We start from the raw sequence: 13,966 nt of genomic DNA, 5'->3' as shown, positions 1-13,966 counted from the left end.
CTGGCTTCCTATTATATACATGTTTATTGTAGCACAGCGGGCGGCTTCACACAAGGCAAACAAAAATCTTTTACAAATTGCCGGAAAAACCGGTTCGTAGAAAAATATACCCGCCGGACGGCTATCTTTGCGCATATTTTTTGTTCCAAAAGGTCAATTGTTGTGGTATACTATATTTTATCAAATTATGCCTTTTGAACGATTTTGCGAAAGGAAGGGATCAGTCATGGCAAACCGCGTGACCATCCAGATCGCGGGGCAGCATTATACCATGCTGGCCAACGAAACCGTGGAATATATGAACGAGGTCGCGGAACTGGCGCAGCAGACCATCGCGGAGTGCGGCGGCTCGGCGTCGTTCGCGTCCACACGCGCGCTTGCGCTGGCGACCGTCAACCTCGCGGATGAATATATCAAGGCCAAGACCGCGGCGGAAGCGGCCGAGGCCAAGTGCCGCGCGCTGGAAGCAGAAAACACCGCGCTGCGGCAGCAGGTGAGCCGCAACAGCGCGAACCATCCCGGAAACCGACGCAAATGAACCGGATAGAGCTTCTGGCCCCCGCAGGCTCGCCGGAGGGGGTGCGCGCCGCAGTCCAGTCGGGCGCGGGCGCGGTATACATGGGCTTCGGCACGTTCAACGCGCGCCGGGGCGCGAAGGGCTTTTCGCAGGATGAAATGGCGCAGGCGATCGCCTATTGCCGCGCGCGGGGCGTCAAGACCAATATCACCCTGAATATCCTTGCCGGTGACCGCGAGCTGGACGCGGCGCTGCAGGACGCAAGGTTCCTCTACGAAGCGGGCGCGGACGCGCTGATCGTGCAGGACCTTGGCCTTGCGCGCCTGATTCATGCGCACGCGCCGGATTTCGCGCTGCACGCCTCCACGCAGATGACCGTTCACACGCTGGACGGCGCGCGGGAGGCGCGCGATATCGGCTTTTCGCGCGTGGTGCTCAGCCGCGAATGCACGCGGGACGAGGTGCGCCTGATCACCGAACAGGCGGGGGTGGAAACCGAGGTGTTCGTCCACGGTGCGCTGTGCATGTGCTATTCCGGACAGTGCTACCTGTCTGCGGTGATCGGTCAGCGGTCGGGCAACCGCGGCCTGTGCGCCCAGCCCTGCCGCCTGCCGTATGGCGGCGGCTACCCGCTGTCGCTCAAGGATCTGGCGCTGGCTGGCCATGTGGCCGAGCTGGCGGAGATGGGCGTGTCCTCGCTCAAGATCGAGGGGCGCATGAAGCGGCCGGAGTACACGGCGATCGTCACCGGAATCTATGCCGGCCTGCTGCGTGAGCGGCGCGGGCCCACGCCCGGGGAGCGGGATATCCTGCGGCGGGTGTTTTCGCGCGATGGCTTTACAGACGGGTACTATACCGGCAAAAAGGACGACGGGATGTTCGGCACCAAGACCGACGTGCCGCTGCAGGAGGTTCAGTCCCTGTACGACGAGGCGGCGCGCCGCTTTGCAGGGGGGAAGGAGGCGCCGCTCGTTCCGGTGTCGCTTTGCTTTACCGCGCGGGTGGATACCGGCGCGGTGCTGAGCGCGGACGGGGTTTCCGCCGCGGCGCCGGCCGAGCGGGCGGTCAACCGTCCGACCACGCCGGAGATGGTGGAAAAGTCCTTGCGGAAAACCGGCGGGACGCCGTTTTATGTCAAAAACCTGCGCATCGAGCTGGAGGACGGGCTGGCCGTGCCGGCGTCCGTGATGAACGGGATGCGGCGCGACGCGCTTGCGCTGCTGCTTGCCAAGCGCGGTACGCCGCCCGCCCGCGACTGGCTGGAAGGGCCTCTGCTGCGGCGGGACGAGGAATGCGCGTCGCGCGAAGGCTTCCGCGGCTTTACCGCGTCCGTGCGCACCAAGGCGCAGGCGGCGGCGCTCCGCGGCCTTGGACTGGAAACCGTTTACGCGCCGGTCGGCGTGGCGGCCGAGACTGGCCTGCCCGCCGTGCTGCCTCGCGTGTTTTCGGACGCGGAGCAGCCCGAACTGGAGATGCTGCTCGGCGAGGCGATGAGCCGCGGCACCCGCACGGTGCTGGTGGGCAACATCGGGCAGGTCGCGCTTGCGCGGCGCATGGGGTTCACGATACACGGCGATTTCGGCCTGAACGCCTATAACAGCAAAACGCTGCACGCGCTCGCGGAAATGGGCGTGACGCGGCAGACGCTTTCGTTTGAGGTGCGTCTGGCGCAGGCGCGCGATATGGAAGGGCCGCTCGAAACCGAGCTGATAGTTTATGGATATCTGCCGCTGATGATCTTCGAAAACTGTGCGATCCGCCGGCAGCACGGCGGCCGCTGCGCCTGTCGGGAGGGTACGACCTGTTTGACAGACCGGAGAAAGGCGCGCTTTGCGCTGCTGCCCGAATACGGCTGCCGCAACACGCTGCTCAACAGTCGCCCGCTGTACCTGCGCGCGGCGTATGAGCGCTTGGGCGTGCAGACCGCGCGGCTGCTGTTCACGACGGAGCCGCCGGAGGAATGCGCGCGCATCGCGCGGGCGTTCCTGGACGGGACGCCGCTGGACGGGGATTTCACCAACGGCCTGTACAAAAGAGGAGTCGAATAATGCGGATTATACTGGCGTCCGCCTCGCCGCGCAGGCGGGAGCTGCTGGCGCTGATTACGAAGGAATTTACCGTCTGTCCGGTGGATGCGGACGAGACGCTGCGCCCGGGCGCGCCGCTTGACGCGGAGGTCGTGCGCCTGTCCCGCCTCAAGGCGGAGGCGGCGCGGCGTATGCATCCGGACGCGGTGTGCATCGGGTCGGACACGATGGTGACCATTGACGGCCTGCCACTCGGCAAGCCGGCGGACGTGCGGCAGGCGGCCGATATGCTGCGCCATCTGCGCGGGCGTACGCACGAGGTGCTGACCGGCCTTGCGGTGCTGCCACCGGACGGCGCGGCGCGCACGCTTTGCACTCGCACGCGCGTTACTTTCCGCGATTTTGCGGAGGACGAGCTGGCTGCTTATCTCGCCACGGGCGAGCCGCTGGACAAGGCGGGCGCCTACGGCATCCAGGGCCGCGGCGCGCTGCTGGTGGCGGGGATCGAGGGCGATTATTACAGCGTCATGGGGCTGCCGGTCGCGCCGCTTTACGAGGTGCTGCGCGGGCTGGGCGCGCTCCGCGCCGGATAGAGACGCGCGTCCGGAAAAGTGGGCGCGCAAACAGGGGTTGCGCAGTTGGGGGCTTTGTCCGCGCGGTACGCGGCACGGCCCTTTCGTTTGGAACAGGGGTTCCGGACGGGAGATATCAGAAAGGAAGTTTGATTTTTGCGAAGAAGAAACAGACTGGGCTCGCGTTTTTTCATCGGCGTCGCCGTGGTGATCGTGCTGTGCATCCTTTCCGCACTGTACAGCGGCGTGACCGGAAATCCGTCGCCCGTGACGACCGCAGTGGGGATCGTCGCCACACCGATCCAGAAGCTTGCGACCGGTGTGAGCGGCTTTTTCGGTAAAGGGCTGAGCTATTTTACCGAATTCGACGCGCTCAAGGCGGAGAATGAGGAGCTGCACCGACAGATCCGTGAGATGGAGCAGACCGTGCGCGACGCGCAGCTTGCAATAGAGGAGAACAACCGCCTGCGCGCGCAGGCGGGCCAGCCCGAACGCGCGCGCGAACTGACCACGCTCAACGCGGAGGTCATCGCCCGCAACCCGGGCGACTGGGCGACCGTGCTGACGCTCGACAAGGGTTCGTCGCACGGGGTAGAGGTCAATGACGCGGTCATCACCGAGGATGGGCTGGTCGGCTATGTCAGCGCGGTCGCACCCAACTACAGCACGATCACGACCGTCGTCGATATCGAGATGCAGTGCGGCGCGCTGATCACCCGCACGCGCGACAGCGCGATTGCGGAAGGAAGCTACGACCTGATGGCGGAAGGCAGCCTGCGCCTGTCCTACCTGACAGAGGACGCCAGCATCGTGATCGGCGATACGGTGGAGACCTCGGGTGCGGGCGGCGTGTTCCCCAAGGGCGTGATGATCGGCACGGTCGAGAGCGTCCTGCCGGAGGAAAACGGCATCTCGTATTACGCGGTCCTCAAGCCGTTCGTCGATGTGGAAACGGTGACGAACGTGTCCGTCGTGACCGCCTTTACGGATACTACGGAGTGAGCTTATGCAGAGAGAACAGTTATCCATCCCGAAGATGATCCTGTACATTTTGTTCGCGCTGGTGTTTTATGCGCTGCAGTCCAGCCTGTTCGGGGCGTGGTCGATCCGAGGTTACCACCTCGATCTGCTGCCCGCGTTCGTCGCGGCCGCCGCGCTGCTGGACGGGCCGGTGGAGGGCGTTATTATGGGCGTTGTGGTCGGGCTGCTGTACGACCTGGGCTTTACCGGCATCGACGGGCTGTACCCCATCTTTTTCATGCTGTTCGGCATGGCTGCGGGCGCGATGAGCCGGCTGACGCTCAGCCGGAACTATGTGTCCATGCTGATGCTCAACGCGGTCGAGATGGTCGTGATCGACCTGCTGCGGTATTTCTGCTACCTGCTGCCGCAGAAAGGCGCGCCGTTCGGGCTTGTGCTGCAGCAGACGGTCGGCGGCACGTTGCTCGCCAGCCTGCTGTGCTTTGCGGTATACGTCCCGATGGCCAAGATAAGCCGGAAATTTTCCGCGCGCTGACCCCTGCCAGAAAAGAGGAATCCCATGGTGAACAAAAATCAACTGCTGCGCCGGCTGGCGGCGCTGGCCTGCCTGCTGCTGCTCTGTGCAGGGTTGGCCGGCGGGCAGCTCGTGCAGCTGCAGCTTGTGAACGGCGAGGATTACGTCCGCCAGTCGGCGTACTGGCTGACGACCACCTCGACGGTTTCCGCCGCGCGCGGCGAGATACTCGACCGGTACGGCCGGCCGATGGTGACGAACAAAACCGAGTTTTCGCTGGTGCTGGTCTATTCGGCCTGGGAGCAGGAGGGGCAGGCGGCGCGCCTGCTCGATCTGGCGGCGCGGGTCAAGGCGGACGCGGCGGCCGCCGCGGCAAACACGGCGCAGAACGGGGACGGGGACGATACGGACACGGAGAACGGCGCCGCCGCTGCGGCAGAGAGTACGGCCGAGCTGAACGATATTCTGCCCATCAGCGATACCGCCCCATACGCCTATACCACGGATGCGGCGACCAGCGATGGCGCCAGACTTTCCAAATATATCAAGGACAGTGCGGACACGCTTAGCCTGACCGCGGTCCAGCAGGCGATCGCGGACGCGAAAGCGCGTCAGGAGCAGAACCCGCGCACGGATGAGGAAACCGGCGAGGTGATCGACGAGGTGAACGCGCTGGATGCGACCACGCTGGTTTCCGCCGCGGACTTCCTTAGCGCGATGAGGGACTATCTGGACCGCAACTGGGGGCTTCCGGAAACGATGACGGACGCGGATACCCGCACGCTGGTCGGCTTGTATTATACCATGCGGCAGAACGGCTTTGACAACCGCACGAATTTCACATTTGCAACCGGCATATCGATCGACCTGATCGCATATATCAAGGAGCACCATCAGGATTACGCCGGAGTTGAGGTGGAAAGCCAGGCCGTGCGGCAGTATGATACGGAATACGCCGCGCACCTGCTCGGCCGCGCGGCTACGATGTGGGCCGAGGAATGGAGCGGCGATGCATACGGCGGTCCGTATCAGGGCAAGGCCGGCTATAAGATGAACGATATCACCGGAAAGACCGGCCTGGAGCTGGCGCTTGAGCCGTACCTGCACGGCACGGCAGGCTCCAGCACGGTGCAGACCGATCTGGGTGGTCAAGCGGTTAACGAGCAGGCAAGCTCCTATGCCGCGCCCCAGCCGGGCGATAACGTGGTCACGACGATCGACCTCGACCTGCAGGCCGCGGCCGAGGAGTCTCTTGCGGAAAACCTTGCGCAGTATGGGCGGGGCGGGGCGGCGGTCGCGATCGACCCCAATTCGGGCGAGGTGCTTGCGATGGCCTCCTATCCGACCTACAGCCTGGAAAACTATGTGGAGGAGGCGGAGGCGCGGAACGAGGACGCCCGCTCGCCGGAATTCAACCGCGCGACTTTGGGCGTATACGAACCCGGCTCCACCTTTAAGGTACTCAGCGCGATCGCGGCGCTGGAAGAGGGTATCATTGACGCGAACACCACGATCACCTGCACGGGCGAGTTCGAATACGGCGGGCAGACGTTCCACTGCAACAACCATTCCCAGCCCATGACGCTCGACGTGACGCAGGCGATTAAATATTCCTGCAACACATTCTTCTATACTGTGGGACGGGAGCTGACCGGCAAGCGGCTCGAACAATGGGACGCCAAGTTTGGCTTGGGCATGCTGACCGGAATAGAGGTGGACGAGGCGGCGGGCCGCGCGGCCGGACCGACCTATCGCGAGCAGATGGTCGCGGCCGACCCGACGCTGCAGGACTGGCTCGGCGGCGACGACGTGCAGGCCGCGATCGGCCAGTCGGACAACGGCTTCACGCCGCTGCAGCTTGCCAATTATATCGCGGCCGTGGTCAACGGCGGCACGCTGTATCGGCCCACTTTGGTCAAAAGTGTCAAGAGCTATGACTACTCCGAGGTGGTCAAGAGCGAAACTGCGGAAGTCAAAAATACAATCGAGATGTCTGATACGACGGTTGATTTGGTCATGACCGGCATGAGCGAGGTAACCGACGAGGGCGGCACTGCGGGCAGCGTGTTCGCGGACTACCCGATCAAGGTTGGCGGCAAGACCGGTACGGCTGAGGCTATTGAAAACGGGATAAAATTCGACAACGGCCTGTTTATCGCCTTCGCCCCGTTCGACGATCCCGAAATCGTGATCTGCGTCGTGGGTGAGGGCGCGGAGCACGGCTCATCGGTAACGCCGATCGTGCGCGATATGCTGGATACCTACTTCCAGACAGGCGACGTGGACACGGTGAAATCCGTGCAGCAGGAAAATGTGATCGTACCTTGATAAAATCCTGTATAAAAAAGCGGAAGCGTGACAAAAAATTTGCATAAACGCTTGTAAATTCGACATGTGTGGTTTATAATGTCAATATAGTTTTATCATTTCGGAGGCGGTAGATTGAAGGTCATTCTGGTTGCGTCCGGCAAGGGCGGCACGGGAAAAACCTCCTTTACGGCAGGTGTGGGCGCGGCGCTGTCGCAGCGCGGCCACCGCGTGCTCCTGATCGACGGCGACTGCGGCCTCCGCAATCTGGATATCGTGCTCGGCATGTCGGACAGGGTGGTGTATTCTTTTGCCGATGTGGCGGGCGGCGCGGTGCCGCTGGAAACCGCGATGGCGCGGCATCCGGACTATGAAGCGCTATACTTACTGACCGCGCCCGTGGCTTTGCCCGCGCTCAGCGAGCGCGGCATGGAGCAGCTCGCCGTGCAGGCGGAGGAGGCGGGAATCGAGTACCTCCTCATCGACGGGCCTGCGGGGCTGCCCGCCGAGTTGTCGTGGCTGGCGCACATCTCTACGCAGGCAGTCGTCGTAACCTCGACCGACCGCGCCTGCATTCGCGGCGCGGAACGGTGCGCGCGCAAGCTGGAGGAAGAATACTGCATCGCGCGGATCCGGATGGTCCTTAACCGCATCCGGCCGCAGTTGATCTGCCGCGGCAAGGCGGGCAATATCGACGACGCGATGGACGAAGCAGGCTTACCGCTGCTGGGGGTCGTTCCGGAGGACGAGGACCTGATCTCCTGCGGCAATAGTGGAAAAAGCATTTTTGCGGTCAAGCACACCGGCGCGGCGCGCGCTTTCCAAAACATCGCGCGGCGGCTGGACGGAGAACGCGTTCCACTGATAAAAATCTGAACCGAGTGGAAGAGTAGCTTAGGAAGGAAAGGGGATGTCCTTGAAATGAATATTGCATTAATCGCGCACGACCGCAAAAAGGAATTGATGGTACAGTTCTGCATGGCGTATTGCGGCGTCCTGGCAAAACATAATATCTGCGCAACCGGCACGACGGGAAAATTCGTCGAAGAAGCGACCGGACTGAAAATAGACAAGTGCCTTGCGGGCATGCAGGGTGGCGAGGAGCAGATCTCCGCGCGCGTTGCTTACAATGAGATCGACCTTGTCCTGTTCTTCCGCGATCCGATGTCCAATTCGCAGTACGAGCCGGACCTCCATGCGATCGCGCGGCTGTGCGATATGCATAATATCCCGATCGCGACCAATTCGGCAACGGCTGAAATGCTCATCCTCGGCTTGGACCGCGGCGATCTGGACTGGCGAAATATCGTAAATCCGAAAAACAGTTCGAGAAAATAACAATAGGACACAACTGCACCGGATGGGCCTGCGCCCGTTCGGTGCATCCGTCTGTCTTGAGGAGAATCAAAACGCTATGGAAAAAGTGAAACCGAGAACCCTGTCCGGCTTTATGGAACTGCTGCCCGCGCCGCAGGTGCAGATGGAGCGCATCATGCAGGTGCTGCGCGAAACCTATGCACTGTACGGCTTTTATCCGCTGGACACCCCGCTGATCGAGTCCTCCGAGGTGCTGCTGGCCAAGGGAGGCGGCGAAACCGAGAAGCAGATCTACCGCTTCACCAAGGGCGACAGCGACCTGTCCCTACGCTTCGACCTGACCGTGCCGCTGGCGAAATACGTCGCCCAGCATTACGGCGAACTGACGTTCCCGTTCCGCCGCTTCCAGATCGGTAAGGTTTACCGCGGCGAGCGCGCGCAGCGCGGCCGCTTCCGCGAGTTCTATCAGGCGGATATCGACGTGATCGGCGACGGCAAGCTGGATATCATCAACGAGGCCGAGGTGCCGAGCATTATCTACAAGACCTTTACCGCGCTGGGACTCGAGCGCTTCAAAATCCGCATCAACAACCGCAAGGTATTGAACGGCTTTTTCGCCATCCTTGGCCTGACCGACAAGGCGGGTGACGTGATGCGCACAATTGACAAGCTGGAAAAGATCGGCGCGGAAAGGGTGAAGGCCATCCTGGTGGACGACTTCGGCGTGGCCGCCGAAACCGCAGACGAACTGCTGGCGTTCATCGCCACCCCGGGCGGCACGGCGGGCATCCTCGCCGCGCTCGAGGGCTACAAGGGCAAAAACGAGGTGTTCGACCAGGGCGCGGACGAGCTGAAAACCGTCGCGCGGTACATGCAGGCTTTCGGCGTGCCGGACGACCACTTTGAGATCGACCTGACCATCGCGCGCGGGCTGGATTACTACACCGGCACGGTGTACGAGACTGCGATGCTCGACCATCCGGAGATCGGCTCGATCTGCTCGGGCGGCCGGTACGACAACCTCGCGGAATACTATACGGACAAGCAGCTGCCGGGCGTGGGCATCTCGATTGGCCTGACGCGCCTGTTCTATGTGCTGGGCGAGCAGGGCTACCTGAACGACAAGATGAACCGCGCGCCCGCGGACGTGCTCATCCTGCCCATGACTGACGACATGGGCGCGGCGATCGCGCTGGCGACCAGCCTGCGTGACGCTGGCATCCGCACCCAGCTGTACAGCGAGCAGAAGAAGTTCAAGCACAAGATCGGCTACGCGGACAAGCTCGGCATCCCCTATGTGATATTCCACGGGGAGGACGAGATCAGGGAGGGTGTTGTCGCGGTCAAGGATATGGAGACCGGCGAGCAGGTCAAGGTATCGCTGAAGGAGGCGGTCGTCCGCATCCAAGCGGGACTGGCCGCGAAAAACCAGGGCAAAGTCATTTGTGACAGGGTATAAATCATGCGGCCGGCCTATACGCTGATCGCCTGCATCACGGGGATGGCGCTTGCCTTTGTGGAAGGTCAATGGGTCGTGTTCGTGCCGTTGCTGCTGGTCGGCTTGGGACAGGCGGTTTCGCTGGTGCGACAGGTCCGTGCGCAGGACAGGCAGGATGACGGGGAGGACGAACGGTGAAACAACTGGTTTGGGGCTGTGCGCAGATGCTGCTGGGCGTGCAGACCGTGTTGCTCGGCGTACTGCTTTACTGGATGCCGCACACAGCGGACATGGGCGAGAGCCTGTCGCTTGCTTTGGTGCTCATCAGCATTTTCCTTCTGATTTGCGGGATTGTCACTATGATTGCAGGCTACTGGAATCATGTGTGTCCCTCGCTGCATACGAAAGACGATAACAAATAACATTTGATAAGGATTGATAGAACATGAACGAAACCTCTATTTCAGGGATGAAACGCACGCACATGTGCGGTGAACTGCGTCTGTCCGACGTGGGGCGGGAAGTGACGGTCAACGGCTGGGTCGACCGTGTGCGCGACAACGGCGGCGTGCTGTTTCTGCTCGTGCGCGACCGTGCGGGTATCGTGCAGTGTACGTTCGACAAGTCGGTCAACGCCGGCCTGTTCGATGTCGCTTTTACCTGCCGCACCGAGTTTGTGGTAGCTGTGCGCGGCAAGCTGGTTGCGCGCGACGAAGCGGCAATCAACAGGAAGATGCCGACCGGCGAGGTCGAGATCGTCGCGGAGGAGCTCCGCATCCTGTCCCGCGCGGAAACCACCCCGTTCGAGATCGACGACAGCAAGGAGGTCGGCGATCAGGTGCGGCTCAAGTACCGCTATCTCGATCTGCGCCGCCCCTCCATGCAGCGCAATATGATGCTGCGCCACCGCGTCACCCAGGTGGCTCGCAACTACTTTGACGAGCAGGGTTTCCTCGAGATCGAAACCCCGATGCTCACCAAGTCCACGCCCGAGGGTGCGCGCGACTATCTCGTACCCTCCCGCGTGCATCCGGGCAAGTTCTACGCCCTGCCGCAGTCCCCGCAGCAGTACAAGCAGCTTTTGATGCTCGCGGGCATGGACCGCTATATCCAGATCACCCGCTGCTTCCGCGACGAGGACCTGCGCGCCGACCGCCAGCCCGAGTTCACCCAGATCGACCTCGAGATGAGCTTTGTCGAGCAGGACGACGTGATCGCGGTCAATGAGGGCTTTCTCCAGCGCGTGTTCAAGGAAGTGCTGGACGTGGACATCCAGCTCCCGCTGCCGCGCCTGACTTGGCGCGAGGCCATGGACCGCTTCGGCTCAGACAAGCCGGACACCCGTTTCGGCTTTGAGATCCGCGATATTTCCGACATCGCGGCGAACTGCGGCTTCGGTGTGTTCAAGGGCGCGGTCGAGTCCGGCGGCACCGTGCGGCTGATCAACTTGGGCGGCTACGCGGACAAGTTCCCGCGCAAGGAGATCGACAAGCTGGCCGACTTCGTCAAGACCTACCGAGCCAAGGGCTTGGCGTGGATGAAGGTCGCGGCGGACGGCACCATGACCTCTTCCTTTGCCAAGTTCCTGACCGAGGACGAGATCGCGGCCATCAAGGAGCGTGCGGATATGCACAAAAACGACGTGCTGTTCGTTGTCGCAGACGCTTCCGAGGAGACCGCGCTGGTTTCGCTCGGCGCGTTGCGCTGCGAGCTGGCCAAGCGTCTCGGCCTTGCCAAAAAGGACGATTACAAGCTGCTGTGGGTCACTGAGTTCCCGCAGTTCGAGTACAGCGAGGAGGAGGACCGCCTGGTCGCCAAGCACCACCCGTTCACTGCGCCGATGGACGAGGATATCCCGCTGCTGGACACCGATCCGGCTAAGGTGCGCGCCAAGGCGTACGATATCATCCTCAACGGCTGTGAGCTGGGCGGAGGCTCGATCCGTATCCACGATCCCGCGCTGCAGACCAGGATGTTCGAGGCGCTCGGCTTCACCGAGGAGCGCGCGAAAGAGCAATTCGGCCATCTGATCACAGCGTTCTCCTACGGCGCGCCCCCGCACGGCGGCTTGGCCTACGGCCTGGACCGTCTGTGTATGCTGCTCGCGGGGCTGGACTCCATCCGCGACGTGATCGCTTTCCCCAAGGTGCAGAACGCGTCCGACCTGATGATGTCCTGTCCGGACGTGGTGGACGCAAAGCAGCTTGACGATCTTTCCATCGCGGTCACCCGCGAGGAGAAGGACGCGGAAGCGTAACGGGCCTTGGCCCGTAAAAGCCGTTGCGGCGGATGCTGCAGCGGCTTTCCTGTATCGCGGAAAAAGGAGAAAGCAAACGTGTGTCCCGAATGTAAAAAACGAGAAAAGATTGGGAAAATAATTGGTTATGTCGTGGATATCGCCTTGGCGGCGGCGGTATTTTATGCCGCAGTGTACCTGCTGCGCAAGGGCTCGATCCATTACCGGCCGGAGAGCCAGTGGCCGCTCGGCATCCTGACCGGCCTGCCGCTTGTGCTGCGGCCCCGAAAAAGAGCGACCGCGCCCGAGCTGCTGATACACGATGTACTGGTGCTGCTCTCCGCATCGTCGTTCGCCCTGCTGCTGACCGAGTATGTGGTCAAGGGCGGTATCCTGATCGGCAACGTACAGATCTGGCAGGGCTATGTCTACCATGCGGCGATTTTCGGCATCGTCTATTGGATCGTCTGCAATATACGGCTCACGGTGTGCATCGGCATGGGCATCACGATGGTATATGCGCTGATCGACCATTATGTGACCGTGTTCCGCGGCACGCCGGTCCTGCTGAGCGATTTGTTCGCCGTCGGCACGGCCAAAAATGTAGCGGCGAGCTACTCGGTGCCGGTCGAGCTTTCGGTCCTGCAGACCGTGGCGATCGCGGCGTTGTTCTGTGCTGCGGTCTGGCGGGTGCGGCGTCCGGCGTCCGCGCCACGGCGCTGGCAGTTCGCGGCCTGCTCCCTGCTGATGGGATGCTGGCTCTATGGGCTGGGGCTTGCCGGAAACAGCTTCGGCTTCTGGCAGGGCAATCTGGAATACAGCGAGTGGTATTACTTCTGCCGCACGGCGGAGAATGCGGTTGTGAAAAAGCCCGCGGGCTATTCGGAGACGGTGCTGGAACAGGCGGCGCAGGCGTATGCCGGCCGGTCCGGAGCAGTGCAGCCCAATATTATCATGATTATGAACGAATCCTTTGCCGACCTCAAAAGCATCGGCGATTTTGAGACGAATGAGGATTATATGCCCTTTATTCACTCTCTGGCGGAAGCGGAGAATACGATCAGCGGCGACCTGCTGGTATCCACGTTCGGCGGCGGCACGGCGACGACCGAGTTCGAGGTGCTGACAGGGGATACCATGGCCTTCCTGCCGTTCGGCTGCTCGCCCTATCAAATGTATGTCAAGAGTGAAACGCCGGGGCTGGTATCCGGCCTGGAGGCGCAGGGCTACCAGACGGTTTCCCTCCACCCCTATCTGGCGACCTCCTGGAATCGCCAGCAGGTCTATGAGCGCTTGGGTTTTGACCGCCAGTTGTACGAAACGGATTTTTCGGACGATGCCGCGCGGCTGCGCGGTTATATCAGCGACAGTGCAGATTACCGGAAGATCATCGAGTTGTACGAGGCAAAGCCGGCGGGCGAGCCGCTGTTTGTGTTCAACGTCACGATGCAAAACCATGGGGGATATGGGCCGTCTGACGATCCGGCATTTGAGGAACGTATCCGTCTCACCGGCGCATATGAGGGGAAGTACCCGCAGGTGGATCAATACCTGTCGCTGGTGCGGTACAGCGATGAAGCGGTCGAGCAGTTGGTCGCATATTTTTCACAGGTGGACGAGCCGACGGCCATCGTCTTTTTTGGGGACCACCAGCCGAATGTGACCAGCGCCTTCTACGACGATCTGTTCGGCAATACGGAGGCTGCTCGCACACGAGAGGAAAAGCAGGCCAAGCTGACCACGCCGTTCTTCATCTGGGCGAACTATGATATCGAGGAACGGGCAGGGGTGCAGATCAGCGCGAACTACCTGTCCGCCTATGCGCTGGACGCGCTGGGCTGCGCGGTGTCGGGCTATGACCAGCTGCGTCTCGCGGCGCGGGAGCAGGTGCCGTGCATCAACAACTACGGCTATTACCTGTCGGGCGGCGCGTGGCGCGATTCCTCGGGCGCGGCGGCGGAGCCGGCCCTGTCGCTCTATCAGCACGTGCAATACGCGCAGCTGTTTGACCCGAAAAGACGGATTGACGCCTGGTACGAGCCGCTGGCGTAGATTTT

Annotated in this window: 13 protein-coding genes; all 13 read left to right on the top strand. The window is 62.0% G+C overall.

The features are described 5' to 3' along the window. Positions 1-226: 226 nt before the first annotated feature. The 13 genes from DBQ51_RS04255 to DBQ51_RS04200 all read left to right on the top strand — a co-directional run bounded on the left by DBQ51_RS04255 (position 227) and on the right by DBQ51_RS04200 (position 13,961). On the top strand, positions 227-538 hold the full coding sequence (locus tag DBQ51_RS04255; protein ID WP_054326835.1) for a cell division protein ZapA: 312 nt from the start codon (positions 227-229) through the stop codon (positions 536-538). Then, complete coding sequence (locus tag DBQ51_RS04250; protein ID WP_107630870.1) at positions 535-2,565, top strand: U32 family peptidase; 2,031 nt, start codon at positions 535-537, stop codon at positions 2,563-2,565. The genes DBQ51_RS04255 and DBQ51_RS04250 overlap by 4 nt, the downstream gene beginning before the upstream one ends. Further along, a complete protein-coding gene (locus DBQ51_RS04245) occupies positions 2,565-3,137 on the top strand; it encodes a Maf family protein (RefSeq protein WP_107630869.1) in 573 nt (190 codons plus the stop codon). The genes DBQ51_RS04250 and DBQ51_RS04245 overlap by 1 nt, the downstream gene beginning before the upstream one ends. A gap of 135 nt (positions 3,138-3,272) precedes the next feature. After that, positions 3,273-4,118 carry a rod shape-determining protein MreC gene (mreC, locus tag DBQ51_RS04240; RefSeq protein ID WP_107630868.1) on the top strand — a complete coding sequence of 282 codons (846 nt, stop codon included), beginning with the start codon at positions 3,273-3,275 and terminating at the stop codon, positions 4,116-4,118. Positions 4,119-4,122: 4 nt separating this feature from the next. After that, positions 4,123-4,632, top strand: a complete 510-nt coding sequence (gene mreD, locus DBQ51_RS04235) for a rod shape-determining protein MreD (RefSeq protein WP_107630867.1) — start codon at positions 4,123-4,125, stop codon at positions 4,630-4,632. 24 nt (positions 4,633-4,656) lie between these two features. Then, complete coding sequence (locus DBQ51_RS04230; protein WP_107630866.1) at positions 4,657-6,939, top strand: penicillin-binding transpeptidase domain-containing protein; 2,283 nt, start codon at positions 4,657-4,659, stop codon at positions 6,937-6,939. Between the two features lie 114 nt (positions 6,940-7,053). Then, positions 7,054-7,794, top strand: coding sequence for a nucleotide-binding protein (locus DBQ51_RS04225; protein ID WP_107630865.1), 741 nt, complete (start codon positions 7,054-7,056; stop codon positions 7,792-7,794). Positions 7,795-7,839: 45 nt separating this feature from the next. Next, positions 7,840-8,256 carry a methylglyoxal synthase gene (locus DBQ51_RS04220; RefSeq protein ID WP_054326841.1) on the top strand — a complete coding sequence of 139 codons (417 nt, stop codon included), beginning with the start codon at positions 7,840-7,842 and terminating at the stop codon, positions 8,254-8,256. Between the two features lie 76 nt (positions 8,257-8,332). Continuing rightward, a complete protein-coding gene (gene hisS / locus DBQ51_RS04215) occupies positions 8,333-9,694 on the top strand; it encodes a histidine--tRNA ligase (protein ID WP_107630864.1) in 1,362 nt (453 codons plus the stop codon). Between the two features lie 3 nt (positions 9,695-9,697). Next, positions 9,698-9,871 (top strand): hypothetical protein, encoded by a 174-nt coding sequence (locus DBQ51_RS16470; protein WP_153802379.1) that lies wholly within the window; start codon positions 9,698-9,700, stop codon positions 9,869-9,871. Continuing rightward, a complete protein-coding gene (locus DBQ51_RS04210; protein ID WP_107630863.1) occupies positions 9,868-10,095 on the top strand; it encodes a hypothetical protein in 228 nt (75 codons plus the stop codon). Before DBQ51_RS16470 ends, DBQ51_RS04210 begins: the two co-directional genes overlap by 4 nt. Before the next feature lie 23 nt (positions 10,096-10,118). Next, positions 10,119-11,930 carry an aspartate--tRNA ligase gene (gene aspS, locus DBQ51_RS04205; protein WP_107630862.1) on the top strand — a complete coding sequence of 604 codons (1,812 nt, stop codon included), beginning with the start codon at positions 10,119-10,121 and terminating at the stop codon, positions 11,928-11,930. A gap of 78 nt (positions 11,931-12,008) precedes the next feature. After that, positions 12,009-13,961: an LTA synthase family protein gene (locus DBQ51_RS04200; RefSeq protein WP_159068065.1), complete on the top strand. Its 1,953-nt coding sequence runs from the start codon at positions 12,009-12,011 to the stop codon at positions 13,959-13,961. The last annotated feature ends 5 nt before the right edge of the window (positions 13,962-13,966 follow it).

This window comes from Agathobaculum massiliense (assembly GCF_900291975.1).
GTDB classification, from domain to species: Bacteria; Bacillota; Clostridia; order Oscillospirales; family Butyricicoccaceae; genus Agathobaculum; species Agathobaculum ammoniilyticum.
Note: the sequence above shows the minus strand (reverse complement) of the source record. Positions and strands in the feature narration are given on the sequence as shown.

Coding starts and splice junctions, on each gene's coding strand:
- DBQ51_RS04255 (WP_054326835.1), top strand. CDS start 227: ATGGCAAACCGCGTGACCATCCAGATCGCGGGGCAGCATTATACCATG.
- aspS (WP_107630862.1), top strand. CDS start 10,119: ATGAACGAAACCTCTATTTCAGGGATGAAACGCACGCACATGTGCGGT.
- DBQ51_RS04250 (WP_107630870.1), top strand. CDS start 535: ATGAACCGGATAGAGCTTCTGGCCCCCGCAGGCTCGCCGGAGGGGGTG.
- DBQ51_RS04220 (WP_054326841.1), top strand. CDS start 7,840: ATGAATATTGCATTAATCGCGCACGACCGCAAAAAGGAATTGATGGTA.
- DBQ51_RS04230 (WP_107630866.1), top strand. CDS start 4,657: ATGGTGAACAAAAATCAACTGCTGCGCCGGCTGGCGGCGCTGGCCTGC.
- hisS (WP_107630864.1), top strand. CDS start 8,333: ATGGAAAAAGTGAAACCGAGAACCCTGTCCGGCTTTATGGAACTGCTG.
- mreD (WP_107630867.1), top strand. CDS start 4,123: ATGCAGAGAGAACAGTTATCCATCCCGAAGATGATCCTGTACATTTTG.
- DBQ51_RS04245 (WP_107630869.1), top strand. CDS start 2,565: ATGCGGATTATACTGGCGTCCGCCTCGCCGCGCAGGCGGGAGCTGCTG.
- DBQ51_RS16470 (WP_153802379.1), top strand. CDS start 9,698: ATGCGGCCGGCCTATACGCTGATCGCCTGCATCACGGGGATGGCGCTT.